Origin of the sequence: Neptuniibacter sp. QD57_21 (genome assembly GCF_047778075.1) — a bacterium.
Classification (GTDB): domain Bacteria; phylum Pseudomonadota; class Gammaproteobacteria; order Pseudomonadales; family Balneatricaceae; genus Neptuniibacter.
Genome location: NZ_CP180549.1, coordinates 2723254 through 2750169, shown reverse-complemented (window position 1 = coordinate 2750169; position 26916 = coordinate 2723254). Strand labels below are relative to the sequence as shown.

Below are 26916 nucleotides of genomic sequence, written 5' to 3'. Positions count from 1 at the left end.
CAAGTGAACCCTTTAAACGAATAGCTTCTTAGAAGCTACGTAAGACGTTGTCGCCTTAACTTGTAGTTGAGAGAACTCATCTGGGCTAAGAAAACCATCTTTGTTGGCATCAATTTTATTGAAGCCTTTTACCAGCGCTGGAGAAACCTGCGCTTCCTGAGGGCTAACTTTGCCATCTTTGTTTTCATCTAGTTTTTCGAAAATGCTTATTGCCTTTGGCGCTTCTTGAGTCATCACTTCAGGTTGAACGTCCTTAACAACTTCAGCAGGTTTTGTTTCTTCAGCAAAAGCAATTGTAGAAACACAAAGCATGGACGCTAGAGTAAGTGCTGCAGATTTCATATTTTTCTCCTTAACGAAATAGATCGGGTAATAACAAAAAATTTAAATTCGCTAGGGATATATCAAGTGGTGTGCCACTTTTTAAAAGTCCATATAAAACAGATAGTTATAATATTTATTCTGGGTTTTGTATTTTGGCAGTTAAAAAAGGGGCCGAAAAGGAGTGATAACTGTCGCCAATAAGAGACAGTGGGCTGGTTGTTAATTGTTCAAGCCCAATAAAATCAAAGGGTTATGTGGTTTCTTTTTGGCGACAGTGAGTGAAAAAAGCATGTAGTCAGTACTATGACGGAGAAAATAACTCTGCTCTTGTTGAAACTATCTGACGAGTTTCTGCTCTACCTTTAGAAGGTTAGATACCTTTGTCGCTTGATAAAGATAAGAATGTATATAAGCAGGGGAAAGGGCATGAATAAGAGCGTGTGTTGTGTAGCATTGTTGCTCAGTGGTTTTACTTCTGGTGTATTCGCCGAATCCAGTAAAATCCAGATTGATGCAGGTAAGTTTCAGATGGGTTGTTCACAGGGAGATAATGACTGTGAAAGTGATGAAGGTATCCCAGGGGGCATAGCTGTTGACGTGCCAGCTTTCTTGATTGATAAACATGAAGTAACAGTTGCTGAGTATCAAGTATGTATTGAGGCAGGGAATTGCCAACGGCCAAAAGACCATAAACGAAACCAGTATTGTAATTTGGGTGCAGAGGGGCGAGGTAATCACCCGATTAACTGTGTAGATTGGCAGCAGGCTTTAGATTTCTGTCGAGCTAAAGGCGGCCGTTTACCTTTTGAAGCAGAATGGGAAAAAGCAGCGCGGGCCAATACGCTTACGCGCTACCCGTGGGGTCAAGAAGTAAGTTGTAAACAAGCCATTCTTGATGACGGAAAAACAATGGGATCGGTCCCTAATGAACCTGATGGTTGCGGTGAAGATCGTACTTGGTCAATAGGTAGTCATGCTGAAAACGCTTATGGCTTACATGATATGCATGGTAATGCCGGTGAATGGACGATGAACTGGTACGCTAAAAACGGCCTTGAACGCTATGCGAATGGAGATCTGATTGGTCCAGATCAGGGACGTCAACGGGTGGTTCGTGGTGGCTCTTGGGATGAGAATAAAGCTTATTTGCGTAGTTCATTCCGAAATGTGAAACTGCCGGTAAGTGGCAGAAGCGTTTATGGATCGATCGGTTTTCGTTGTGCTTATGATGTGAAATAAGCGTAGGTTTATACAAATAAAAAAGCACCATTAATCGGTGCTTTTATATTTAATTGCAAGCCAGTACTAATGGCACGGGCTGTGAAGTGCCTTTAGCATATTTGTGATGACTGCATCATATTTAGACTGGTCTGGACGCTTGCTACTTAAAACGCGAAGCCCCCAAATATTTGTCATTAGGTATGTTGCGAGATCTTCAGGAGACTGTTGTTTATCCAGCAAACCTTGTTCCTGAGCTTGAGTCAGGGCATTGGTAAAGTAGGTCTCAACCTGACTTAGGTAGCCTCCTACACGTTCTCTGATCTCATCATCTTCTGTAGCAAGTTCTAGCATGGTATTGACCATCAGGCAGCCTTTGCCAAGACGGTCATGTACTAGATCGTCACAGAAGCATTTAAAAAATTGTTCGATTCCCTTCAGCGGTGTTTCAGCATCTTCCATCACGCTAGAAACGCGATTTAGACTGCGCGCAGCATAGGTATCTATAACTTCTAAAAACAAACCACGTTTGCTTTGAAATGCACCGTATAGTGATCCCGGTTTTAGTTTGGTCGCATTCACGAGATCGGTTACTGATGTAGCGCTGTAACCTGTTCTCCAGAAAACATTCATTGCTTTCTCTAAGACATCAGTACGATCAAACTCTGCTGGCCTAGCCATATTTTGCCCTCCTTGTTCTATTGTCTTATTATCATTATTCAAACCGCATCTAGCAATAGTTAATATGATAACCGGTAAATACTTCTCATTTCTCCCTTTTTTTGCAGTTTTTTTTACGGTCGCTACGCTAACGGCTTGTCAGAAAAAGCCTTCAGAATTTAGTTCTGAGGAAGGTCCGTTGTTCCGACGTGGTGTAGTGAACATAACTGATCAAGGGCTCAGTTTTAAGCCATGTTATGTTAATAAACGCGAGTTGATTAATGATCATACCGGTCGATTAGAGCGGAAATTGGATAATTCCATGGAGCCTGCTTTTTATGCAGAGATGAGTGGATCACATATAGCGCCTGGCGAGCCGTGGGAGGTTTATCAGGTACATCTGATAGGTGGTAATCAATCAACCTGTAATTATGAACTATCAGGCAATGAATACCGTGCTGCAGGTGACCGTCCCTTATGGATAGCGGATGTCCGCGATGATGGCATACATGTTAAAAGGTTTGATCGCCTGAAAAAGCTTATTTTCCCGTTAAACGACCCTATTCAATTAGGCAGCAGTATCGAGTGGGATAGCGAGTTAAAGGGTATAAAACGTCACAGCCTGACATTAAAAGTCGATCAGTTACAATGTAAAGATCGTTATGGAATTGAATACGAATATACCGCTCAAATGGTGTTGAATGGTACTGTCTTTGAAGGCTGTGCTAGGCAAGGAAAGTTGGATCTCAGAACACTACCTGGCTTATATGGGGTCGAGCTACCTGGATTAAGGTCACAAGGGCGTTATATCTCTTTAGAGTTATCGAGCGATCAGCAAGCGGTTTTAACTCAAGATTATCGTAATCGTCAGCCGTTAATCGTTCAAACGGGGTCCTGGCAATTGATGAAAAATGGCCGAGTTGTTATTCATTTTGTGGATATTGACGGTCGCGAAGATAATGAAATTCTAATATTTGAGAAAGATAAAAAGGGCGGTTTGTTGTTAAAGGGATATAGTCCTACGTTTGGACATTCGGGGTTCCGATTAGAAAGAGCCGGCCCCGAACGTCTCTATCGAAAATTTAATCGTTAATCAGAACATCTTTGGCCTGATTTATCTGTGCTGCAAGATAATCGCTACCGCCGCGGTCTGGGTGCATTTTCTGCATCAATTTACGATGTGCGGCGATAATTTCTTCCTTACTGCTATTAGGTGAAATACCTAAAATATCGAATGCTTCTTGGCGGCTCATCGTCCCATGATGAGAGTGATTGTTAGCACTATCGTTATTCGGGATATCGTCTTCGCGCCAACTATCGCCAAAACGCTTATCTAAATACGTTGTTAATAAGCGTGTAGATTCCCCATCATGTTGACGACAGTACTGAAGTAATTGAATAAATTCTTGTTCGCTTAACTCCCCCAGTTCTCTACCCTGTAGTGGTCCTTGTTTTACCGTGCCATACATCACGCCAGAATCATGATCTAAACGCATCGACAGAATCTTTGTTTCCACTTTCGAAACGTTGCCCGAGCTTGCTTGGTTCTGACGTTTTTTATACAAATAATTAAAGAAAGGAAGGAAACGAATAAAGAGTGGATAAAGTCTGCGTGCAAAAGGGAGTAAGCCCGCTGCTACGGCTGCAATCCAATGAAGCCTACCGGTCAGAGCCATTAACAGCACAAATAAAGAGATGATGACTAAAACAATAGCGATGATTGCGCGCGTTCGCTTTGCTGGTGTAAGTGTCTTCAGCCAAAAGAACACCAGAAAACCTAATCCGGCTAAAACTACTAAACTAATTGGATTCACAATTTACCTTTACTGATGCCTAAAAAATCGTAATAACTAAGTTGTTTATTTTACCGTAACTGTTCCAGTAGATGTTTGGCTGCTTGCCCTTTATTTTCAATATAGTGTTGAAATGCTGGTTTACCTTGGCTGGCATAAATCGCAACGGCAATTAAAAGTTGCTTTAACAATTCAGAGCTATGATGATCGAAGTGGTGATAAGCACCGCCTGATAGCTGAGCGATGGCAGTGAAAGCCTGCCTTGCTCGACAGTCAGAACCTTCCTGGAAAATGAAAACTGGGGTTTTAAGCAACCCAAGTTGGCCTGCGAGAGAAGTTAGCTTGTCGGTACTTTCCTCCTGGCTATCACCGATATAGATGATAGCTTTGACCTCTTGTTTTCGAGTTTCGTTTATACCTAACTGAAGTACCTTCTGTATTTGGGTATGACCAGCAGCACAAGAGACTTTCTCCATAATCTGTCTAAGCTGAGTAGGCTGGTTAAGCCATTTACTATGCTGGAACTCTTGATAACCCCGAAAGTAACAAAGCATAACGGTAAGGTTTCCGACTTCGCTGGTGGCTGAAAACATCTGATTTTGCAGATGGCAGGCATGATCCCATGTGGCTTGGCGGCTGGCTGTTGCATCTAATGCAAACAAAATACGACCCTGAGCGTTAGCATTGGCAGGTACGAGTTCGTTGGCGAGCTGAATAAATTTATCCAGTTCTTTTCTAGAAGAGAGTGTTGTTAGGTCTTTATCTTTCTTCATATGCATGCCGATTTTACGGTTAAATAATACATTCAAGCCAAAAACTGGCTATATGATTAGCTTGATCTAATCCTTAGTAAGAATTATTCCTATTTTCTTCTGTGACTAACGACAGTTTGAATCAGTTCAGTTAAGATCTAGATAAATTTATAAAAGGAGTTTTGTAAGGTGCGTAATGTCATTATAGCCGGTGCAGTTGTAGCAGCCGGTGCAGTTGGCTACATCCTAACCCAACAAGATGGTGGTATTACTGCCACATCTAAATCCCCATTGGCATATGTGCCTGCCGACACGGTTTTCTTCTCTGGTCAGCTAGAACCGTTTCCACTTAAAAACTACCTTCAGTCCACGAGCTCTCTTCAGGCAAAAGCACCTCAAGAACTGCTAGATGCATTAGATGATGAAACTGATCCGAAAAAACGTTTCTTCACTAGCATTATCAAAGCTTATTTTGACGCCGCAGGCTCGCCTGCTGAATTTCAAAAAACATTTGGTTTACCAGATGAATTAAGAATGTATGTCTACGCAGTGGGTTTCATTCCAGTCATTCGCTATGAAGTAACAGATGCCCAAGGCTTATGGGCTGCGTTAGACAAAGCAGAGCAAGACAGTGGTTTTAAACATGAACTGCGCAGTTCTGGCGATCTACAATACCGTGCTTATACGTTAGAAAATAATGAAAAGGGCGAGAAGTTCGAAGTACTTGTCGCCTTTGAAGATGGTTGGGCTACTTGGACCATCAATACGCATGTAAATGATGCTAATACAATTGATATTGCTTTAGCTCAAGCAGAGCCTGCAAAGTCGCTTCAACAGGCTGGTACAGTCGAGCAGATTGCAACGCAACACGGCTTTGTTAAGAACTATATCTCTTATATCGATCATCAGCAGCTAGTGACAGCCTTTACCACTGAAAACGGTAATACATTGGCTAGCATGTTGACTCAAGCCATGACTGCGTCAGGCGATCCTGACGGTTTGGCTGATGTGCGTAATCCTGAATGTCAGTCTGAAATAGCTGCTATTGCGGCTAATTGGCCACGTACTGTAATCGGTGCTCGTAGCGCTGATGATATTCAAATTACACCAGAACGCAGCTTTATGCGTGTTTCAACTGTTATTGAAAGCAAGAATAAAGTCGTGATGGATGCGTTAGCTTCTCTTCAAGGTTATATCCCATCATACCTAAACGATGCACAGGTATTTGGTTTGGGTGTAGGTCTTGATGCCAACAAGCTAGGTACTGGTTTGTCTTCTATTTGGAGCAACATGCTAGAACCTACCTACAAATGTGCGCCATTAGCTGAGATGCAAGCGGGTGTTCAACAGGCTAACCCAGCAGCTTTAGCGATGTTTACGGGTATGGCTCAAGGTGTCAAAGGTATCGGTGCTGCTATTCAGGACTTCAGCTTGAAGACAGAAGGTTTTGCGCCAGAGCTAGAGTCGTTACAGGGTATTGTTTCTCTCTCTGCTGATAATCCAAAAGTGCTGTTTGATATGGCGAAGTCATTTGCTCCGCCTCTAGCGGCTATCCAGCTACCAGAAGATGGTTCAGCGATTGATCTATCTACGATGGTACCGATGCCTCCTGAAGTAAACGTGAAGCCTATGCTAGCGTTGAAAGGTCAGCACTTGGTTATCTTTGCAGGAGAAAGAGGTCAGGCTCTGGCAGATACATTGGGTTCAGAACAGATCTCGGGTAATGGCTTGTTGAATTTCTCAATGGACTATAAAAAGATGCTTACGCCGCTTCTACCGGTTATGGAAATGGCTGCTGACCCAGAACTAACTGAGCAGATGGAAACGCTTAAAAATATGGATATGAAAGTTAAATTGGCGTTGAACCTTCAGTCTCAAGGTATTGAATTGAATACTGAGATGGATATTAAAGCACCTTCTCAAAAGTAACTTCAAACCTTTAGCTTTAATCTAACTAAAAGCCGCTTATTAGTTTCTACTAAGCGGCTTTTTTTATTTATCCAGCTAGACTTAGTTTTAAACTATTAAAGTGAAACCTTTGGGTTTTACTGAGTTGATTTTTGAGAGAGTTATGTAGGATGCGGGTATCTCTACAAAAGTTATTAAGTCAAATTCTAATTTTCGCTACTCTTTCCATTGGAATTCTATATTACTCCGCAAGCTTTGCGTCCACAGAATTACGTACAATTCCACCTCAATCTGATTTTGATGTCAGCCATAATTATTTTGTTTCCTTGCTGCAATTGATGCTGGATAACACTTCTTCTGAGTACGGCCAAAGCAAGGTGGCACATGTAGTGAGAATGGAGCAAGGTCGAGCTTTTTATGAATTAAAAAGGGGAGAAATCATAGATGTATATTGGGCGGGGACCTCTATTGATCGAGAAGAAGAATTTACAGCGATTCGAATTCCCCTGTTGAAGGGGTTGTTAGGTTATCGACTTAGTATCATTCGAAAAGATTCCAAATCTAACTTCCAAAAAATAAAAAAACTAGAGGATTTGAGAAAGTATACAGCTTGCCAAGGCAGACATTGGCCCGATTCAGATATTTTGGAAAGTGCCGGTATTAATGTCAGGAGAGGGCCTATCTATGAACTGATGTTCGGACAGTTGGCAGCAGGTCGCTGTGATTTTTTTCCTAGGGGAATTCATGAGGGAGGCCCAGAATTTACAGCACGTCGTGATAAATACCCAAACCTACGTTTGTTTTCTGACACGATCATTTATTACCCATTCCCCATGTATTTCTTTGTCCGTAAAGGTAATACCAAATTGGCGAAACGATTGGAGTTAGGGCTGGAAAGGGCCATTGATTCAGGAGAGTTTGACCAGCTACTAGAGAATCATCCAATCACGTCGAAGTTATTTCCATTAACTCAGTGGGGTGAAAAAAAATTCATAGCGATAAGTAATCCCTTACTTCCTAGAGATACGCCGATCACTAATAGCCGTTATTGGGTAAGGCCGGATGACCTTAGAGCTCCGGCAGAATAAGTTGTCGGGAAAAGTGCCTGAATTTCGATAAACCGTTCTCTATTTCTCTTTAGCCCTGTAGTATTTATCTTTTTCATACAGGGATGAAGTTAAGATGACTCAGGACGTTGCTGAAAATCTATCCGCAAATCGGAAACCTTTCCAGTTTATGGGCACAGGTGGAGAATTCTTCAAAATTTGGATTGTAAATATCCTGCTCAGTATATTAACGCTTGGTATTTATTCAGCTTGGGCGAAAGTACGAACTAATCGTTACTTTTACGGTAATACTCAACTGAATGGCGATAATTTTGAATACCATGCAACCCCAATACAGATATTAAAAGGCCGTCTTATCGCCTTTGCTGTATTAGTGACATTTGTTTTTTTAGATAACCTTAACCCTATTTTTGGTGGTATCACCGCTGTGGTGATCATGTTTGCGACTCCTTGGATCATATGGAATGCGCTGAAATTTAATGCACGTATGTGTAGTTATCGCAATGTACACTTTAATTTGCAGGGTAAGCTGAGAAAAGCCTATGAAATTATGCTGTGGTTGCCTTTAGCTCCGGTTTTGATTTTAGGCGCTTTAGGTGGCTTAGCTTATCATTTGGGGGCAACTACAGAGGCTTTGCTTGGTCTGGCTTCTGTCGGTATTTTAGCAATTTATCTGATGATCCCTCTTATCCAAGGAATGTTTCAAAACTTTTATGTAAATAGCGCTCGATTTGGTCAAGGCCAATTTAAAGCGAAAATTTCTGCAGGTTTCTTTTATTGGATGTACCTTAAGCTTTTGCTTATCGCTCTAGTTGTGATTGTAGCGGCAGTCATCGTGCCATCAATCTTTTTGGGTGGTGTAACTGCAATATCAGCTTTAAGCCAAGGGCCTGATCTCGTTATGTCATCCATGAATAATAGTATTGCGATGATCCTTATCCCGCTTACAGTAGTTGTTTATGTTCTCTTTGGTATCTGGAGCAAAGCTTATATCCAAGTGAATATCAGAAATTACACCCTTAACCAGACTTCTTTGGATCAGGTGGTGAGTTTTGAATCTAAAATGACTGTTTGGGGCTTATTTAAATTACAGGCGGTTAATTTGTTACTGATGATTGTCTCTTTGGGTTTTGCTAAACCTTGGATTGATGTCCGGAAGGCAAGGTACTCTGCTGATAGCCTAATAGCTGAAGTGGAAGGTGATCTCGGTCAGTATGTAAGTGATCAACAGGCGAAACAGTCTGCGTTGACTGATGAAATGGGTGAAGCTTTTGACGTTGATTCTGACTTAGGGTTAGCTGTTTGATCAAAGGGGCTTGGTTTGAAACAGATAGCTCTGCCAAGGTACTGGCAGAGCTATACCTAAGCGATAATTCTTTCCAGATTCGTTCGGGTGAGAAGGTAATCTATTCGGGTGACTTGAAACAGCTAAGCTTTAGTGATCGTGTCGGGAGTATAGATAGGAAAGTTTATATTCAAGATCAAGGTGTATTCCAGACGGCAGAGAATGACACCATTGATCAGTGGTTAAAATATTCTCAAAAAGCTCAGCACTCTCGCGCATCAAGCTGGTTTCATCGGCTTGAAACTCACTGGGGGATGATTATTTCATCCGCTGTGATTGTAGCTTTTTTAACTGTTGTCATGTTTGTTTGGGGGTTGCCTGCAGGTAGCAAATATGTAGCTAAAGCTTTACCTTCTAGTTTCGCTGAAACTTTGAGTACTCACACCCTTGAAGTGATGGATAAGGCTTTGTTTAAGCCCAGTGAATTAACTGATGAAAAGCAAGTCAAGATCATTGATCACTTTGATAAAGAACTTACGCAAGTTTATTCAGGTGAACATAATCTAAAATTGCATTTTAGGAATGTAGGTGGGTTAGCTAATGCTTTTGCGCTGCCTTCTGGTGATATTGTTTTAACTGATGAGTTAGTCGATCGGTTGCAAGCCCCGGGGCAGTTAGACAGTGTGATACTGCATGAGATTGGTCATGTTCATTATCATCATGGTATGACGCGTTTAGTCCACAGCTCCGCGATTGGGGTTTTGTTATTGGCAATCATGGGCAACGATGAAGCGTTATTACAGGAATTGTTAGTGAGTTTTCCTGTTTTTTTGATGCAACAACACTATTCAAGAGAGGCGGAAATAGAAGCCGACGAGTTTGCTTTTGAGAAAATGATTGAACTAGGGATTGATCCCATACGTTTTGCAGAAGCTCTTGAACTTATTATCGCTGAAGACGGAGATTCGAATGCGAATTCTCAACACGAAGAACCCGCTTCGAAAGTAAAGGAATATAGCCAATATCTGTCTACTCATCCGGAAACCAAAGAGAGAATGGCCGCTGCGAAGAGATATCTGCAACAACATGCAGAGTAGGTTTTAAGAAGGGTTTGGTTTACGCTCTGAAAAAATGAAGTGCGTACACGCAAACCTTAAGGCTTATTCACCAATATAGCGTTTATGCTTCTTTTCTTTAACGTAGGTTATATCCACTAAAACCAAACCATCGATACAGTAGTTAAAGTCTGGATCTACACCGAAATCAAGAAAACGAACACCACCTTCAGTACACAGTTCGCTGTATTGCTTATAAAGTGTTGGGACGTTTACACCCATAAACTCTAATTGCTCTTTTAGGATACTGAAGTCACTTTTGTAATTGTTTCCACCGAAGAGGCTTCTCATATGTTCTTCAGTAACTTCGTCGATTCCATATGGGGAAACAGAACTTGCGAGGTTCTCACTATCCTCAAAGTAATGACGATAAAACCAAACCAACATATCTTTCGCAGCCTTAGGATAATTATTGCTTAGGCTGACTGGGCCAAACATATAGCGAATTTCGGGGTGTTTGCGAAGGTACGCACCAATTCCATACCAGAGATAATCTAAGCTACGCTTTCCCCAATATTTGGGTTGTACAAAACTACGACCGAGTTCGATACCTTGTGAGAAATAGGGCTGCATCTCATCGTTATATTGGAAAAGGTCGCTGCTGTAGAGTGCCTTTTCAGGTTGCTCTTTCAGCTTAGCTGCTTCTGCCAATCGATAAGCCCCGACAATTTCTAACTCTTCTTCATCCCAGAGAATGATGTGGCGGTAGTACTGATCATAGTGATCGAGATCTTTTTTTGCGCCAGTGCCTTCACCAACACAGCGGAATGCTATCTCTCTTAAACGACCAAGTTCATGCATCACTGCAGAATCTTTAATAAAGTCGAATAGATAAATTTTCTTACCGTCAGCGGTTTCACCGAGTAGTTTAGCATCGCGCAGTTCTTGTTTGATGCTTTGACGATCTTGAGGGTGTGCGATGGTTTTCTCGGTGATAAAAAGAGGTTTCTTATTTTTGGCAATCCTGTAGAGATGCTTTTTAAGCAGCTTGGTTTTTTCTGCTGTGGATACTGGTACGGCATCGATTTGGCAATATGGAATTGCTTCGCCAACTTTTATCTGGATCGTCACTGAGTATTGCTTGAACATTTCTCGGGCCAGCATGATGGTGGAGAAGTTCTTGTTCAAATAAGAAACGCTATAGAAAAGTGGTGAGTTCTTACCCCCAATAAACACAGGTAGGATTGGTGCATTGGCTTTGCGAGCAATACGTAGAAAACCACTGTTCCATTTATCGTCTTTGATGCCTGTAATCCCTGCACGTGAAACTTCACCGGCAGGGAAGACGATTACAGCTTGTTCTTGCCTTAGGGCATCAACAATACCCTCGATGTTCTTTTTACGTGTATTCCCATTTAAGTTATCAACAGGCAGGAATAGATTGCTGATAGGGTCAAAGTTCATCAGAACATCATTAGCGACAATTTTTACATCTCTACGAACTTCACCAACCAGTTTTAGCAGTGATAATCCATCGAGTGCACCCAGTGGGTGATTGGCAATGATGACTACTCGCCCAGACGAGGGGATATTTGCCCGATCATGATTACTGATGCTGTAACCAAAGTTAAAGTAATCCAGGACGCGATCAATAAATTCAAAACCATGGGCATCTTTGTTTTTGGCTAAGAAGGTATTGATCTCTTTCTCATGTACCAACTTGCGTAGCATATGCAGTGCAGACCGCTTAAAAGGTGTTGGCTTAGCGTCAAAGTCTGGAAACTTATTAATTACAGCTTGTTCTACGTTTAGAACAGGCGTCTCTAGCTGGGAAGTATTTTCATGTATGTTCATAACATGAAAAATATAGGGAAGGAGTATGACTAACTTTTGACGGTTGTTTTACGGTTTTATGACATGGGGCTAGTCACCTCCAGTGTCATTCTCTTTCATTGCTTTAGTCCAAAGGTCGCCGTCTTCTTCTCTTCGCCCTGGGTTTTGTCGGCGATTGGGGTTATCAGGTTCAAACCTTATTTCGGAGCGTCGGTCCTTGAGTTCTCGTCTATCTTTCCCTGAACGGGTATTGGAACCGTGAGGATCGTTATCCATATGATTTCTCTGGTTGAGTTGAAGGAGGAATTCTGGGTAGTTATATAGAGGAAGAGAGAGAGCTACCCAGAATTCCTAAAGCCTTTATCCTTCAGCTTAGCAAAGAATTTTGATTTTTCGATGAAATGAAAATAATATAACTGTATAAATAAACAGTATTTGTTTTTATGCAACGAAAAATCATTCATTGTGACTGTGATTGTTTTTTTGCTGCGGTTGAGATGAGAGATAACCCAGCACTAAAGCAAGTGCCTATGGCTATTGGCGGTGACCCTTCTCGTCGAGGGGTCATTGCAACCTGTAATTACCCAGCTCGTGAGTATGGGGTGCGCTCGGCTATGGCGACCGCTCAAGCCCTTAAATTGTGCCCTGATCTCACCGTCATACATGGCAACATGGATAAGTACCGTGAAGCTTCTCGACAGATTATGGATATCTTTCGAGACTATACCGATATCATTGAACCGTTATCTCTTGATGAGGCTTTCTTAGATGTGACGGGGACTGATCTTTGCCAGGGAAGTGCAACTTATATTGCTGAAGAGATCCGCCAGAGGGTGAAAGAAACAGTAGGTATTACTATCTCGGCAGGCGTTGCTCCGAATAAATTTATTGCCAAAATTGCCAGTGATTGGAATAAGCCTGATGGTTTATATGTCGTCAAACCTTCTCAAATCACAGCATTTCTAGATGACTTATCGGTAGATAAAATTTCCGGTGTAGGTAAGAAAACCGCAGAAAAGCTCGGATCGATGGGCATTTCTACCTGTTTAGATCTTCGAAAACGTTCATTGGCTGAGCTGGTTGAGCGCTTTGGAAAGTTCGGAAAGCGTTTGTTTGAGCTTGCAAGAGGCATTGATGATAGGCCTGTACAGACCAGCCGGATTAGAAAATCTATTAGTGTTGAGCATACTTATGCAAATGATCTAGGTGATGTAGATGCGTGCTTAGAAAAACTACCGACCTTATTAGAGGAGTTAGCTGAAAGGTTTGCAAAGCACGGCAAGGATAAACAAATCACAGGCGTGATTGTTAAAGTTAAATTTTTTGATTTCATCCAAACTACGGCTGAGCATTCCGTCGCAATTCCAGATTTAGCTCATTTTCGCCAACTGCTGATCGATGCATTTAATCGGGGAGGGCGACCTGTGCGATTACTCGGTGTTGGATATAAATTAAAACCTTTGCTAGATCAGCAACCTAAGCAATTAAATCTACTCGACCTTGCTTAATTAGACCTTTTGCTTTGATTTAAACCATACTAGGTAACATTATTCAGCAGATGGATATACCTATGTGCGATATGTCAGATAGTGAAGTTAACATCGATAATTTAAGGATACGTTTAGCCACTTATAGCCATGAATATAGGTGTGGCATGGAAGGCTGGGCGCTCCGTTGTTGCCAATTGGCAATGGATGCCTCCGATAAGGGTAACTATGGTGTTGGGGCGCTACTGATAAGTCGAGAAGGCGATATCTTAGCGGAAGCAGGCAATCAAGTTTTCTCTGCAGGTTTTAACTCTTCTGCCCATGCTGAGATGTGCGTGATCGATGAGTTTGAACGCCTATATCCTGATTATTCAGCTAGATCTGGTTTAATGTTACTGACATCCTTAGAACCTTGCCCTATGTGTTGTGCCCGAATACTCGCTGCGGGCATTGGTCGAGTAAAGTATCTGGCTACAGACAAAGATGGCGGCATGATGTCGCATTGCGATAAATTGCCTTATGCTTGGAAAAATCTTTCTGAATTAATTGATATTCAAGAGGTTACAGATCTTCCGGAACTTTCCAAATTGGCAGGTGATATTGCATCTGCGAACATTTCTTTATTAAGAAAGAAACTATTAGGGATTATTCGCCCCTGATTCCTGAAATTAGCCATTGCTTTTGCTATACTCGCGCGCTTTTACACGGTCTGGTCAAAAAAGAACCAGTGTCTACCCGAGGTGATAAATGATCCAATTGCTTGTGTCTAAGACACAATCGCTAAAAAGCGACCTGCTTTCAGGTTTGACAGTGGCTTTGGCGCTGGTACCTGAAGCTGTAGCTTTTGCGTTTGTTGCTGGTGTTGAGCCATTAGTTGGCTTATATGCAGCGTTTATGGTCGGACTGATTACCGCCACTATTGGTGGTCGACCAGGTATGATTTCTGGTGCTACTGGCGCTTTGGCGGTAGTAATGGTGAGCCTTGTGGCAATGCATGGGGTTGAGTATCTCTTTGCCACCGTTGTGCTAATGGGGATATTCCAGATTTTGGCAGGTATCTTCCGCTTGGGTAAGTTTATCCGCTTGGTTCCTCATCCGGTAATGCTGGGTTTTGTAAATGGCTTAGCAATTGTTATTTTCCTTGCTCAGATGAAACAGTTCCAGTTTACCGATGCTGAAGGTAATCTGCAGTGGTTGCAGGGTGAGCAGATGATGCTTATGCTGGGATTGATTGCCCTAACTATGGCAATTATTCACTTCTTGCCGAAGATCACGCGAATTATTCCTTCCTCGCTTGCTGCGATTGTCACCGTTACACTGTTGGTTATTGGCTTGGATCTAGATGCTCGTACAGTACAAGATGTACTTGCTGATATGACAGGTAACCCAGCTGCAACCATCGCTGGTGGCTTCCCTGAGTTCCATATTCCAATGGTTCCGATCAATTTGGAAACCCTTAAGATTATCGTTCCTTACGCGTTGATCTTAGCTGCGATCGGTTTGATTGAGTCTCTACTGACCTTGACCTTGATCGACGAGATCACTGAAACACGTGGTCGTGGCAACAAAGAATGTATTGGCCAAGGCGTTGCTAACGTAGCGACTGGTTTCTTTGGCGGTATGGGCGGTTGTGCCATGATCGGTCAGAGTATGATTAACATCAACTCGGGCGGATTAGGCCGAGCTTCGGGTATTTCTGCGGCATTGTTCCTATTGGCATTTATTTTGGTTGGTTCAAGCTTAATCGAAATTATTCCAGTAGCAGCGCTTGTTGGCGTTATGTTTATCGTCGTAATTGGCACTTTTGAGTGGGCGAGTCTACGTTTATGGGGCAAGATTCCTCGTTCTGATTTGATTGTTGTAATTGCGGTAACAGGTGTCACGGTTTGGCAAGACCTAGCGGTTGCGGTAATTGTTGGTGTGATTATTTCAGCGCTAGTATTTGCTTGGAAACACGCAAGTAATATGGCATTTGAAGTACGTGAAGAGTACGACACTAAGGTTTATAAGCCTAATGGCCCGCTATTCTTTGCATCAATTCAGACATTTCGTGATCAGTTTAATCCTAAGATGGATCCACCTGAGGTGATCGTCGATTTTGCGAATTGCCGAGTTATGGATCATTCAGGTATCGAAGCAATTGATTCTTTAGCTGAGCGGTATGAAAAAGCAGGTAAAGAGCTTCACCTTCGTCATCTAAGTCCAGAGTGCCGTGCGCTAATGAAAAAAGCGGGTAATCTAGTTGAAGTAAATGTGATTGAAGATCCTAAATACAAGGTTGCTGATGACAGTCTTGCTTAAACCTGTATCTTAGTTTTATGTGACCTACAAAAAGCCGGTATTCATTGAATACCGGCTTTTTTACTTTTACAGCTTTGTAATTATTTAGCCGTTAAAGCGCTACCATCAAAGCTAATGCCTTCCCAGCCCGTTTGCATAAAGTTACGGATATTGCCGTGATCATCACCTTCAGGTGTCTTTAATACATCTTGGTAGAAACGCCCGAAGCAGCAAAGTGTTTTTTCTTGATCCAGGCTGTTTAGCTGTGCAAAAGCGAATATTTTACAGCTACCTTCGTTTTGTCCTACTTCGTTACGCACGTCACCGTTAGTGAAAGCAGTCGGGGAAAATTCATAGTTATCAGCGATCACTTGAATAGTGTCTTCAAAATCTAATTGATCGTTATTTCCCAGTTGCTGTAGAAATTCATTCAGGGTCATATTTATGCCTTTAATTCAGGTGTTGTCTGATGGTGGATATTAGAGTGCTTCTTTATTTTTGCAATAGTTTGATCTTAATCAGCCTTGTTTGATCTTTGTCCCTTCATGAATCGCTTAGGTGTTAATTTGATTTACACTGAAAGTGCCAAGGTTAGAAAATCCTTTAGGCAAGGGTGTACAAGAATGTATTTAGGTTTCAATGAGGAAGAGGTGTTTAACCATGTTAACTTATCAAGAGTGTTTGGAAATGAGCGGCCTATCTGCATCTGAAGTAGACGCGATTGCTGAGCATGAACATGTTGACCCTATCATAGCTATGGCTATGGGTAACTATTTGGTAGAACACCAAGGTGAGAAGCTTATTAAGCGTATTATTTTGGATGACATCACTAAGGCTGAAAGGCAAGGGGATGATGAACATGCTGCTTTGCTACGTAGAGTTGTGGAGCACTTTATAGCTACTCATCCAGATGCTGGTCTCTGAGGCATTAACAAATAGATAAAGGGCCGGAAGGCCCTTTATTTTTATGAACTATAAGCGACTTTCGGTCAATAGTATGGTCAATAGCGTTTGGCTGTTTTCAGCTGCGTCGTGTCCTAATGGTGTTAAATATCCACCATCGGTTTGCGTGACTAAACCTTTATCAAATAGGCGCTGTGTAGCAGCAATAATCTCGGGTTTAGCGGAGGAGTGAACTTTAATACCTTCTTGCGTTGTATCGAGGTTAAACATATTCAATACATTCAATTCTTGCATGATCTCTTCGTTATACGGCATATCTGCTCCTGAAAAAAATCGTCGGTATCTAAGGTGTGTTAGCCAATCTTTAATGGTTAGCAAAAGACCTTATCCAACAGCATAGACCTTCTTGCTTTGAAATATAACCCTTTAATTTCAATGAAAAAGAAATTGGGTAGCTAAGTTGTTGTGAAGTGATAAAGCTTGAAGAGATTGAGAATTAAAGGGCGAGAGGAAGTGTATTGAAAGCGGAAAGAAAAAAGGGGCAGAATGACCGCCCCTTATTGAATTACTTAATGCGCATACCTGGTTGTGCGCCTTCGTCTGGGTTGAGGATCCATAGATCTTCACCTCCAGGGCCCGCTGCCAGAACCATACCTTCGGAAACACCGAACTTCATCTTTCTCGGAGCAAGGTTAGCAACCATCACGGTTAGTTTGCCTTCTAGATCTTCAGGAGCATATGCGGATTTAATGCCTGCAAAGACATTACGTGTTTCACCACCTAAATCTAGCGTTAACTGTAGAAGTTTATTCGCACCCTTAACATGTTCTGCTTTGGCGATGCGCACAACACGAAGATCGACTTTAGCAAAATCAGGGAACTCAATTGTATCGGCAATTGGCTCGTCAGCTAATGGACCTTTATCTGCTTTGGAGCTTTGCTCAGTTGCAGCAGCGAGTGCGGCCAAGACTTCTTTAGTCTCTTCGATAATTGCGTTTACTTTGTCTTCTTCTACACGCTGCATCAACGGTTTGAACTTATTGATCTTATGGCTAAGTAGAGGTGCTTCAATAGCATCCCACTCCATATTCTCAACATTTAGGAAAGCTTGAGCTTCTTCTGCAACTTGCGGAAGTACTGGCGCAAGGTAAGTCAGAATGACACGGAACAGGTTGATGCCCATTGAACAGCAATCTTGTACCGCTTTCTCCTTACCTTCTTGTTTAGCAAGTACCCAAGGTTCAGCGGTGTCGATGTACTGGTTAGCTTTATCAGCAAGCGCCATAATTTCACGCATCGCTTTGCCGAATTCGCGATTTTCATAAGCGTTGGCAATGCTTTCGCCAGCAGCAACCGCTTCTTGGTATAGCGCAGGCTCAGATAGAGCAGGTGCCATTTCACCATCAAACTTTTTCTTGATAAAGCCAGCACAACGAGAAGCGATGTTGATAACTTTGTTGACCAAGTCTGCGTTAACACGCATACGGAAGTCTTCAAGGTTAAGGTCGATATCATCTATGCCTGAGCTTAACTTAGCTGCAAAGTAATAACGCAGGTATTCAGGGCGCAGATGCTTTAGGTATGTCTCAGCCATGATGAACGTGCCGCGAGATTTAGACATCTTTTGACCGTCAACCGTTAAGAAGCCGTGACAGAAAACACCAGTTGGCTTACGGAAGCCTGCACCTTCTAGCATTGCTGGCCAGAATAGGGTGTGGAAGTAAGCGATATCTTTACCGATAAAGTGGTATAGCTCAGTTTCTGATGATTCAGACCAGTATTCGTCAAAATCAACACCGTTCTTATCACACCAGTTTTTAAAGCTAGCCATGTAACCGATAGGCGCGTCCAGCCATACATAGAAGTATTTACCTGGAGCATCTGGAATTTCAAAACCCCAGTAAGGTGCATCACGGGAAATATCCCAGTTTTGTAAGCCTGATTCGAACCACTCATTCAGTTTATGAATCATCTGCTCCTGAACGTGGTTATCTACCCAGTTACGTAAGAACGATTCGAAATCGCCTAGTTTGAAGAAATAGTGCTCGGACTCTTTCTCAATTGGTTTCGCACCAGAAACTGCGGAGTAAGCATTTTTCAATTCAACAGGGCTGTATGTTGCACCACATTTTTCACAGGAATCGCCATACTGATCTGGTTCACCACATTTAGGGCAATCACCCTTAACGAAACGATCAGGAAGAAACATCTCTTTTTCTGGGTCATACGCCTGAGTGATAGTCTTTTTAGCGATATGACCGCCATCACGCAAAGCTGTGTAAATCTTTGATGAGAAGTGCTGGTTTTCAGGTGAATGAGTAGAGTGGTAGTTATCAAAACCAACCATAAAACCAGAGAAGTCACGCTGGTGCTCTTCGCTTACTTTATCGATCAATTCTTGCGGTGAAATACCCATCTGATCAGCTTTTAGCATGATTGGCGTGCCGTGAGCATCATCAGCACACACATATGCACATTGATGACCACGTTGCTTCTGGAAGCGAACCCAAATATCAGTCTGGATATATTCCACCAAATGACCAAGATGGATAGGGCCATTAGCATACGGAAGGGCGCTTGTTACAAGAATTTTGCGTTTGCTGTCAGTCATGATCTGCCTGAAAACCTAAAATCATTAAAAAATAGACCGCAGATTCTACGCGTTTTGGTCGATTTTATGAACAGTTAAAAAACAGCTAATAGGGGAAGATTAAATATTTATTTTGATGGGTATTTTGAGGAGTCATTGTCGAAGTAGTGCTTGCGCAAAACTAATAGATAATGAGCAAATTTAGCTTTTATTTGAATAGTTTTAATACAGTTGTTTGATTTCTGGACAATCTTGTAATACCCAACTAGACCTAGAATGGTAGAATGTACACCAGTCACGGAAGACCACTAAAGTTCAGAAGGTATTGATATGGATGCGCGCGTAACTAACACTGCAGTTGATAATCAAGCAGTATTCTGCGAATTGTGCCCTGAAAGTTTAAAGTTAGGGACTGCTGTTGCAGATATTGCCGATTGGGAAACAATAACTGTAGATAGTGTTGAACAGCTATTGCCGGCATTAGAACAATCATCAGCAAATATTTTAGTCTTTCCTTTAGGGACGAATCCCTCACAAGGTTTAGATGTTTTACAGCATGTTGTAGAAAAACACCCTAGGATAATTCGTGTTGTTATCTCTGGTCCTCTCACCCCTTTGCAAGCAGCAAGAGCCTCAGAGTTAGCTCACCATGCATTGCCGATCGATTGTAATCCCCAAGAGCTCGTTGATGATATATACAACAGTTTACATGTCACAGGTCTAATCAATAAGCCGGTTGTTAGAGATTATATTACTTCATTAAAAGCTCTTCCTGTTCTACCTGATGTTTATGAACAGTTAAATAATTGTCTGAATTCTGATCGTTCGAATGCACGAGAAATAGCTAAAATTATTGAACAAGACCCAGTAATGGCCGCAAAAATAATGCAGTTGGTTAATTCTGCTTATTTTGGGTTAAGTCGAGAAATTAATCGGATTCATGAGGCGGTAACCATTCTTGGTGTCAGAATGATTCGAGACCTAGTATTAACATCCCATCTGTTTGAGTCGTACCCGCAAACAGATGACTGGAAGAGTTTCTCTTTTAAACAGATCCATCAACGCTCGATGGCTGTGGCCCGAGCTGCACAGCATATTGCCCGGGCTGCTAAGGCAGATCGTCATGTCCAAGCGCAGGCTTTCTTAGCAGGCCTATTACATGACTTTGGTGTGCTTGTACTGGCAAGCCATAATCCTGCTGAATATCACCGTGTTATTAGCAAGGCAGCACTGATGGAACAGCCAGTTTATGCAATTGAAAAATTAGAGTTGGGTGTAACCCATGCTGAAGCCGGGGCGTATCTTTTAGCTTTATGGAATCTTCCTCCACGCGTGATAGAAGCCGTTCTCTTCCATCATTTTCCAAAAGCTAATGCTGCAGCTGGATTTACGCCTTTAACTGCGGTACATGTGGCCGATGCCTTATTGCCTGCTGCAACGAGTGTTGTCGGCTGTGATATGTCTAGCCGTTTGAGTATGAGTTATATCGAAGAAATAGGTATGGAGCCTGAATTGGCTCGTTGGCAGATTATTACATCGGAATATCAAGCTCAGGTCGGTTTTGTGTAAAAATAATTAAAGCCCTACAAAAAGTAGGAATATTGTTCATACTTAAGTAAGCTATGCGACTGTTCGGTCTGCAGGGATACAGGAGGTTTAAGCAGGCTGTATTGGTTAAGGGAGATGTTTACTCTTAAGAACATGAGATCATTTATTTTTGGTTTTGTGTTCAGCCAAAAGTGAATTTATGCTTACACACAATGCAGAGTTAGATAAAGCTCTGTTTCTATGTTCTGACAAAACGGATGCTGATGCCTATCTGAATGAGCTAAAAGGACTTTTTAATTACTCAGTGACTTTGGTTACAGATTGGGAGCAATTGCTCAATTCTGCGCAGCAGGAAACCTACGCCATCATCATGCTACAGCTAGGTAGCTTTAAAGCTGAAGATGAGTTAACACATCTTAAAAATCTTATAGATATACAGCCCGGTTCAATGAGGGTAGGACTTTATCGGCCTATGAGTATGTCTACTCGAGTCGCTTTTTCTGAATGTTGTCATCGACTTTATCCTTTAGATATTGAGCCTGAGCAATTAGGTCAAGGAATATCTGAGAGTGCAAGGGCACAACGAATTCTAGGGCAAGATAAAGTGCGTGAACTTGTGGGGAGTGTTAAGGTTTTACCTTCTCTGCCTGATATCTATGTAGAGCTTAATGAGGCCTTATCTTCTCCAAAAAGTAATGCTCGTATAATTGCAGGGATTATCGAAAAAGATATGGCGATGGCTGCCAAAATCTTACAATTGGTTAATTCGGCGTGTTTTGTTTTAGAGCGTAATATAAGTAGCCTGCAAGAAGCGGTGTCTTTGCTTGGTGTGCGTGAAGTTCGGGATTTGGTGCTAACTAACAAGGTATTCGAACATTTTCCTCAGGATGGGCGTTGGAGTAGCTTTGCATTTGACCATATTCGGGACCGTTCTGTTCTAGTTGCCGGCTTAGCACGTGAGATCTGTCGTACAGTAAAAGCGTCACCCGTTGTAACTGATCAAGCATTTTTAGCAGCACTTTTACAAGATTTCGGTATGTTGATTTTTGCAACTCATGATCCTGAAGGCTATCAAAAGGTTATGCAGGAAGCGACAGATCTTAATCAGCCTTTATATGCAGTTGAGAAAATGCGTATGGGAGTTAGTCATACAGAAGCTGGCGCGTATTTGTTATCGCTTTGGAATATTTCTCCTGCCGTCATTGAAACAGTGCTTTTCCATCATTTTCCTGCGTCGAGTAAATCAGATGATTTTTCGGCACTGACGGCTGTGCACGTTGCAGATGCTATTTTACCTAATGTGACTAATGTGCTGGGCTGTCAGATTTCTAGTCGTTTAAGTTATCACTATTTGGAACGTTTAGGGTTGGAGGATAAGATAAACCATTGGCAGCAATTGGCGAGTCGATATAAATTTTCTCATCCAGGTTGTGGAGGGGTGAAGAGTAGTTTTGCCTAACTTATCATCCTGCTAGAATATGCATCTTTATCAAGGGGGATTTATCCCCCTTTTCTCTGTTTTAAGTTCTTTGTTTGAGGCATGAATGTCTATCTCTGTTGTTGAACCTGAAAAGTACCAAGCGCAATTAACGGTTAAAAAAGCAGCAACTGCTGAACAGTTTGCTGATTTTAATTTGCCAGAGATAGAGGTGTTTGAATCGCCAAAAAGTCACTATCGTATGCGTTGTGAGTTTCGTGTTTGGCACGAAGATGATGACCTTTACTATGTGATGTTTGAAAAGGGCAATAAACATGCACGTATTCGTATAGATCACTGCCCAATGGTGTCTAAACGAATTGAAGAAGTTATGTTTAATTTGCTTGAAGACATTCGCCCAAATGAAGTGTTACGTCGAAAACTGTTTCAGATCGATTTCCTAAGTACCTTAAGTGGCGAACTGCTGGTAACTTTGCTTTACCATCGTCCTATTGATGAGACATGGACTGAAGCTGCACGTGAACTTAAACAGAAATACAACATTCAGTTAATTGGTCGCTCTCGCAAAACTAAAATACTATTGGATCAAGATTTTGTAATCGAAAAGCTAGATATTAATGGCCGCGATTATATCTACAAGCAGGTCGAAAACAGTTTCTCTCAACCAAACGGCGAAGTGTGCCGTCATATGATTTCTTGGGCATTAGATGCTACACAAAATGCCGGTGGAGATATGGTAGAGTTATATTGCGGTAACGGCAATTTTACGCTGCCAATGGCGCAAAATTTCAGACGTGTTGTTGCGACTGAAATATCCAAGACATCTGTAAGAGCAGCTCAATTTAATATTGAGGAAAACAACATTGATAACGTTGATGTGGTTCGAATTAGTTCAGAAGAGTTTTCTCAAGTATTAAGCGGCGCAGTAGAGAAACGACGTACTAAAGATCTTGGATTGAACGAATGTAACTTTACAACGGTCTTGGTCGATCCACCGCGTTCTGGTCTAGATGATGATACGGTTAAGCAAGTTCAAGAGTACGACAATATTCTGTATATCTCTTGTAACCCAGACACATTGGCTGAAAACCTAAAAGTTATCACGCAAACACATGAGTTAAAACGCTTTGCGATTTTTGATCAGTTCCCTTATACCGATCATCTTGAGTGTGGTGTGTATTTAAGTCGCAGTTAAAGGATTAATGTAAACGCTCTTAACGTTTAGGCGAAACCACAATTTTTTCATGGGCCTCTTGTTGAAGGGAGGCCCATTTATCCTCAAATTCTTTTACGTTAAGGGGTTTAGAAAAGTAGTAACCCTGAGCGTACACTTTACTTTCAATCTGGCGAAGAGCTGTTAATTGCTCTTGGGTTTCAATACCTTCGGCAATGACTTCTAGTCGCATACTTTTACTCATTTGAATAATTGCTTCGACTAGGCCGTGGTAAGCCCCTTTATCAGTGCAGTTACTAATAAAAGAGCGATCTATTTTTAGTATATCTAGTGGGAATTTCATCAGATAGCTTAAAGCAGAAAAACCGGTACCAAAGTCATCTATAGCAATCTTACAGCCAAGTGAACCAAGTTCTTTGAATATGCGTTGATTTGCTTGGTTATCAAGCAGTAATAGGCTTTCCGTAATCTCGATTAATAGAGTTTCCGGAGGTATGCGATGCTCTTCAATTGCAGTTTTAATACAGTGGATAAATTGGCTGGACTGAAACTGCTGTATGGATACATTTACAGATAAGTAAAAATTCGGTTTTAAATTTTCACGCCAGAAGGCTTGTTGTTTGCAGGCTTGTTGTATACACCACTCTCCAATAGGGACTATCAAGCCAGTTTCTTCGGCAATGGGAATAAACTCGCTTGGGGAGATAAGTTCTGTACCGTTGCGGAGCCTTAATAAAGCTTCTGCACCAGTGATTTGGGCATTTTTAAGGTTGAAGATAGGCTGGTAATGCAGTTCCAGTAATTGATCATCAATCGCTCTACGTAATAGCGCTTCTATCTTAGCCCGTTGTTGAATATGTTGATTATGTTCCTGTGTGTAAAAGGCATAACGGCAACGCCCTCCCTCTTTTGCGCGGTACATGGCGATATCTGCATTTTGTACTAACTTGGTTGGATTATCGGCATCGGAAGGGAACATGGAAATCCCAACTGATGCAGAAATATAGATCTCACTTGCCGCTAAATGAAAACTTTCTTCCAGTTTACTGACTATGCGACTGGCTATTTCTTCTGCTTTTTCTGGTGACTGTAGATTTTGCAGTATTACTGCAAACTCATCTCCCCCTAGCCGAGCAATGTGGTCGTTGTTGCGTAATTGAGAGCTAATGCGTTTAGTTGCAGCACATATAAGTTTATCTCCAACGTGATGGCCGTAGGTATCGTTGACTGATTTAAAATGATCTAAGTCTATAAAAAACAGTGCAAAGGGGCTTTGGCATTCTTGCCTTTTTTCAAATAGTGAATCTAAGTATTTCTGGAAATGGTTGCGATTTGCTATGCCGGATAAGGCGTCGGTATTGGCTTGATATTCCAGTTCACTCCTTGCCTGATTTAGGCTGGTGACATCGGTAATGACGGCTAATGCCCCTGGATAGGAGTCGCTGGCGGAAAGTGTTGCATCCATCAGGACTTCCATTTTTTGCCCTGACTTGGTTTTTATATTTATAGGGTATTCGGCTAAGTTGCCCTTCAGCCACAGAGTTTGAATACAGTCTTTTATTTGGTTTGTATCTTTTTGATCATAGAGAAGGTGGCTTAACATATGGCCGACAATTTCCCTTCGATCATAACCTAGATTTTGCAGGAAATAATCACTGGCATCTTTGATCATGCCTTGCTGATCAAAGCTGAAAATTAATGATGGTGTCGAGTGGTATAGCGTTCTCAGGCGTAACTCACTGTTTTTCAGACGAAGGTGATGTTCTTCAATGTTATTTTGCATATCGTTAAATGCACTGGCAATTTCGCCTAACTCATCATTAGATGTGTGTTGCACTTTCGCAAAAAAAGCATCGCCTTTGCTATTTTTTATAGCCTGCAGTATGGCCTGTATAGGTCCGCCTAGTAATTTATAATAAATAAGCCATACGGTGGTTAGTAGCGTTATAACCATTACTAATAATGTGATTAGGGTTTCGTTTAAAGCGCGTTGTTGATTGGCTTGTAAACGGGTATTACCAACTATAATTATCATGGTGCCGGCTTGTTGGGTTATATGGGCATTGCTATAGATAATTGGGGCTTCCAGGGTAAAGGCGATATCCACATGCCCCAATTCATTAGATTGTTGTTCATATACAATGTTATTACTTTCATCCCGAACTTCGACTTTCAGCAAATCCGGGTCGAGCATCATTGAACCAACAATATTTTGTAAAATTTTCGTATTAAAGTTCCATAGGGGTACAGCCAAACTGGCAGGTAAGCTCTGAAGATTGTCTTTTTTTTCCTGTAGCTGCTGCTCAAGCTGCTGTGAGGTTTGGTATGCAGAAAAGCCAAAGGAAATTAATAAGGCGATCAATGCTCCAGGTATTAATACCAGAAGTAATTTAGCTTGCAGTGATCGTAAGTGAGATAGCATATACGACCTTATTTTATTGTGTAATGGAACTGAATACTTTCTCTAAGGAAAAGTCATAGTCGGTAGATCCATCTACATCAGAAAGAGCAAATTGGGTGAAATCAATTTTATTCCATTGTTCATTGCCCAGATGAGATAAGTATAGATTGATGTTGGTTTTATCAATACTTTGCATCTGAAAACGGATATCACCTATAGGTGTATCAATTCCCTTGAGCTGTTGTTGATGGTAATCATGTAATAACACCATGGACCAAGCCCCACCGAGGAAATGTCCTCCGTCGGTTAATAACATTTCTCCGTTTTTAACTAGCTTAAGGCCTTCTGAGGACCAGTTAAGTCCGACTAAGCATACATCTTCTCCAGCTTTTAAATTATGCGCCTCTAATGCTGCTTTTGCGCCAAAAGCGATAGGATCATTTGCAGCCCAGATTACAGAGGGGATTATCTGATTTTGTTGAGCCCAATGCAGATATTTCCGTGTTAGTCGCTCAGCATCTTTCTGGTTCCAATTGGCATAGAGAAAACGATCTAGTTTTAACTCGTTGTGCTGTTTAATAACAGAGAGCGCTCCTTCGTTACGTCCAATAGAGGCCGGTGTGAGTTGATCGCCGCCAATCGCAAGAACATGGTAGGGTGTTTTATGCTGCTTTTGTTCTGCACAGTGCAATAAAGCGGTCATCATACGCTTGCCTGCAGCAAAGTAGTCAGGAGTAATGGCACCTAGTAGATGAGGGTTTTTACCACCGGGAAAGCCTACACGATCTCTTTGTTTTGGTAAGAAGTCACTCAGTAACATGAGTGTTTTTATTTTCTTTTCGGCAGCTGCAAGTATTATTTTTTCAGCAGCTTGCTCTTCGTTGACCAGAATCAGGTAATCGGGAGGAACTTCCCGTTGAGTGGCTTTAATACCTAATGAAGCCATTTCTACGCGGTTGCGCTCAGCGTATATCACTTCAAGTTTAATGTTAAAGTCAGTGGCTGCCGCTTGCATCGTCTCTGTAACCATATCCCAAAACCGTTCACCCTGTTTACCAGGGTTGATGAAGGTTACGTTCATTGCTGAAGCCTGAAATGAACATAAAACTAGGCATATGATTTGTAGCGGTTTACTGAACGAACTTATCATTTTTATTCACCGTTCGAAAACATCAGTATGGATCTATTCTGCCTTTAAAC

Annotated in this window: 24 protein-coding genes; 13 read left to right on the top strand and 11 right to left on the bottom strand. The window is 41.8% G+C overall.

The genetic code is table 11. The features are described 5' to 3' along the window. Positions 1-12: 12 nt before the first annotated feature. Positions 13-342, bottom strand: a complete 330-nt coding sequence (locus ACMXYS_RS12340; RefSeq protein WP_415896689.1) for a hypothetical protein — start codon at positions 340-342, stop codon at positions 13-15. 408 nt (positions 343-750) lie between these two features. On the opposite strand from ACMXYS_RS12340, the gene ACMXYS_RS12335 reads away from it, so the two are divergent. Then, entirely contained in the window at positions 751-1563 is an 813-nt protein-coding gene (locus ACMXYS_RS12335) for a formylglycine-generating enzyme family protein (RefSeq protein ID WP_415896688.1), read from the top strand. 66 nt (positions 1564-1629) lie between these two features. Here ACMXYS_RS12335 and ACMXYS_RS12330 read toward each other — a convergent pair whose 3' ends face one another. Next, on the bottom strand, positions 1630-2223 hold the full coding sequence (locus ACMXYS_RS12330) for a TetR/AcrR family transcriptional regulator (RefSeq protein WP_415881913.1): 594 nt from the start codon (positions 2221-2223) through the stop codon (positions 1630-1632). Positions 2224-2287: 64 nt separating this feature from the next. Between ACMXYS_RS12330 and ACMXYS_RS12325 the strand changes: the two genes are divergently transcribed. Next, a complete protein-coding gene (locus ACMXYS_RS12325; RefSeq protein WP_415896687.1) occupies positions 2288-3295 on the top strand; it encodes a hypothetical protein in 1008 nt (335 codons plus the stop codon). On the opposite strand, the gene ACMXYS_RS12320 is transcribed toward ACMXYS_RS12325, so the two are convergent. After that, positions 3285-3971: a DnaJ domain-containing protein gene (locus tag ACMXYS_RS12320; RefSeq protein WP_415896686.1), complete on the bottom strand. Its 687-nt coding sequence runs from the start codon at positions 3969-3971 to the stop codon at positions 3285-3287. The two genes, ACMXYS_RS12325 and ACMXYS_RS12320, sit on opposite strands and share 11 nt — an antisense overlap. Before the next feature lie 95 nt (positions 3972-4066). Next, positions 4067-4768, bottom strand: a complete 702-nt coding sequence (locus ACMXYS_RS12315) for a VWA domain-containing protein (protein WP_415896685.1) — start codon at positions 4766-4768, stop codon at positions 4067-4069. Positions 4769-4936: 168 nt separating this feature from the next. Between ACMXYS_RS12315 and ACMXYS_RS12310 the strand changes: the two genes are divergently transcribed. From ACMXYS_RS12310 to ACMXYS_RS12295, 4 genes are all read left to right on the top strand, one after another. Next, on the top strand, positions 4937-6676 hold the full coding sequence (locus tag ACMXYS_RS12310) for a hypothetical protein (protein ID WP_415896684.1): 1740 nt from the start codon (positions 4937-4939) through the stop codon (positions 6674-6676). 149 nt (positions 6677-6825) lie between these two features. Then, a complete protein-coding gene (locus ACMXYS_RS12305) occupies positions 6826-7743 on the top strand; it encodes a substrate-binding periplasmic protein (protein ID WP_415896683.1) in 918 nt (305 codons plus the stop codon). Positions 7744-7837: 94 nt separating this feature from the next. After that, positions 7838-9028 carry a YjgN family protein gene (locus ACMXYS_RS12300; RefSeq protein WP_415896682.1) on the top strand — a complete coding sequence of 397 codons (1191 nt, stop codon included), beginning with the start codon at positions 7838-7840 and terminating at the stop codon, positions 9026-9028. After that, positions 9025-10104 (top strand): M48 family metallopeptidase, encoded by a 1080-nt coding sequence (locus tag ACMXYS_RS12295; protein WP_415896681.1) that lies wholly within the window; start codon positions 9025-9027, stop codon positions 10102-10104. Before ACMXYS_RS12300 ends, ACMXYS_RS12295 begins: the two co-directional genes overlap by 4 nt. A 63-nt stretch (positions 10105-10167) precedes the next feature. Here the strand turns inward: ACMXYS_RS12295 and ACMXYS_RS12290 are convergent, their stop codons facing one another. Both ACMXYS_RS12290 and ACMXYS_RS12285 read right to left on the bottom strand, forming a co-directional pair. Continuing rightward, positions 10168-11916, bottom strand: coding sequence for a GNAT family N-acyltransferase (locus ACMXYS_RS12290; protein WP_415896680.1), 1749 nt, complete (start codon positions 11914-11916; stop codon positions 10168-10170). Positions 11917-11985: 69 nt separating this feature from the next. Continuing rightward, positions 11986-12171: a hypothetical protein gene (locus ACMXYS_RS12285; protein ID WP_415896679.1), complete on the bottom strand. Its 186-nt coding sequence runs from the start codon at positions 12169-12171 to the stop codon at positions 11986-11988. Between the two features lie 167 nt (positions 12172-12338). Between ACMXYS_RS12285 and dinB the strand changes: the two genes are divergently transcribed. The 3 genes from dinB to ACMXYS_RS12270 all read left to right on the top strand — a co-directional run bounded on the left by dinB (position 12339) and on the right by ACMXYS_RS12270 (position 15683). Further along, complete coding sequence (gene dinB / locus ACMXYS_RS12280) at positions 12339-13403, top strand: DNA polymerase IV (RefSeq protein ID WP_415896678.1); 1065 nt, start codon at positions 12339-12341, stop codon at positions 13401-13403. 62 nt (positions 13404-13465) lie between these two features. After that, complete coding sequence (locus ACMXYS_RS12275) at positions 13466-14041, top strand: nucleoside deaminase (protein WP_415896677.1); 576 nt, start codon at positions 13466-13468, stop codon at positions 14039-14041. Positions 14042-14129: 88 nt separating this feature from the next. Then, positions 14130-15683: a SulP family inorganic anion transporter gene (locus ACMXYS_RS12270; RefSeq protein WP_415896676.1), complete on the top strand. Its 1554-nt coding sequence runs from the start codon at positions 14130-14132 to the stop codon at positions 15681-15683. Positions 15684-15763: 80 nt separating this feature from the next. On the opposite strand, the gene ACMXYS_RS12265 is transcribed toward ACMXYS_RS12270, so the two are convergent. After that, on the bottom strand, positions 15764-16102 hold the full coding sequence (locus tag ACMXYS_RS12265) for a HopJ type III effector protein (protein WP_415881901.1): 339 nt from the start codon (positions 16100-16102) through the stop codon (positions 15764-15766). 220 nt (positions 16103-16322) lie between these two features. Here ACMXYS_RS12265 and ACMXYS_RS12260 point away from each other — a divergent pair, with 220 nt between their 5' ends. Further along, a complete protein-coding gene (locus ACMXYS_RS12260; protein ID WP_415896675.1) occupies positions 16323-16586 on the top strand; it encodes a hypothetical protein in 264 nt (87 codons plus the stop codon). A 48-nt stretch (positions 16587-16634) separates the two neighbouring features. Here the strand turns inward: ACMXYS_RS12260 and ACMXYS_RS12255 are convergent, their stop codons facing one another. Then, positions 16635-16880 (bottom strand): TIGR02647 family protein, encoded by a 246-nt coding sequence (locus ACMXYS_RS12255; RefSeq protein WP_415881899.1) that lies wholly within the window; start codon positions 16878-16880, stop codon positions 16635-16637. 250 nt (positions 16881-17130) lie between these two features. Next, on the bottom strand, positions 17131-19176 hold the full coding sequence (gene metG / locus ACMXYS_RS12250) for a methionine--tRNA ligase (RefSeq protein WP_415896674.1): 2046 nt from the start codon (positions 19174-19176) through the stop codon (positions 17131-17133). Positions 19177-19485: 309 nt separating this feature from the next. On the opposite strand from metG, the gene ACMXYS_RS12245 reads away from it, so the two are divergent. From ACMXYS_RS12245 to trmA, 3 genes are all read left to right on the top strand, one after another. Further along, positions 19486-20724: an HDOD domain-containing protein gene (locus tag ACMXYS_RS12245; protein ID WP_415896673.1), complete on the top strand. Its 1239-nt coding sequence runs from the start codon at positions 19486-19488 to the stop codon at positions 20722-20724. A 178-nt stretch (positions 20725-20902) separates the two neighbouring features. After that, a complete protein-coding gene (locus ACMXYS_RS12240) occupies positions 20903-22162 on the top strand; it encodes an HDOD domain-containing protein (RefSeq protein ID WP_415881896.1) in 1260 nt (419 codons plus the stop codon). 85 nt (positions 22163-22247) lie between these two features. Beyond that, entirely contained in the window at positions 22248-23336 is a 1089-nt protein-coding gene (trmA, locus tag ACMXYS_RS12235) for a tRNA (uridine(54)-C5)-methyltransferase TrmA (protein WP_415896672.1), read from the top strand. A gap of 19 nt (positions 23337-23355) precedes the next feature. Here the strand turns inward: trmA and ACMXYS_RS12230 are convergent, their stop codons facing one another. Both ACMXYS_RS12230 and ACMXYS_RS12225 read right to left on the bottom strand, forming a co-directional pair. Next, positions 23356-25737: an EAL domain-containing protein gene (locus ACMXYS_RS12230; RefSeq protein ID WP_415896671.1), complete on the bottom strand. Its 2382-nt coding sequence runs from the start codon at positions 25735-25737 to the stop codon at positions 23356-23358. 13 nt (positions 25738-25750) lie between these two features. Then, entirely contained in the window at positions 25751-26797 is a 1047-nt protein-coding gene (locus ACMXYS_RS12225) for an ABC transporter substrate-binding protein (RefSeq protein WP_415896670.1), read from the bottom strand. Between the last annotated feature and the right edge of the window lie 119 nt (positions 26798-26916).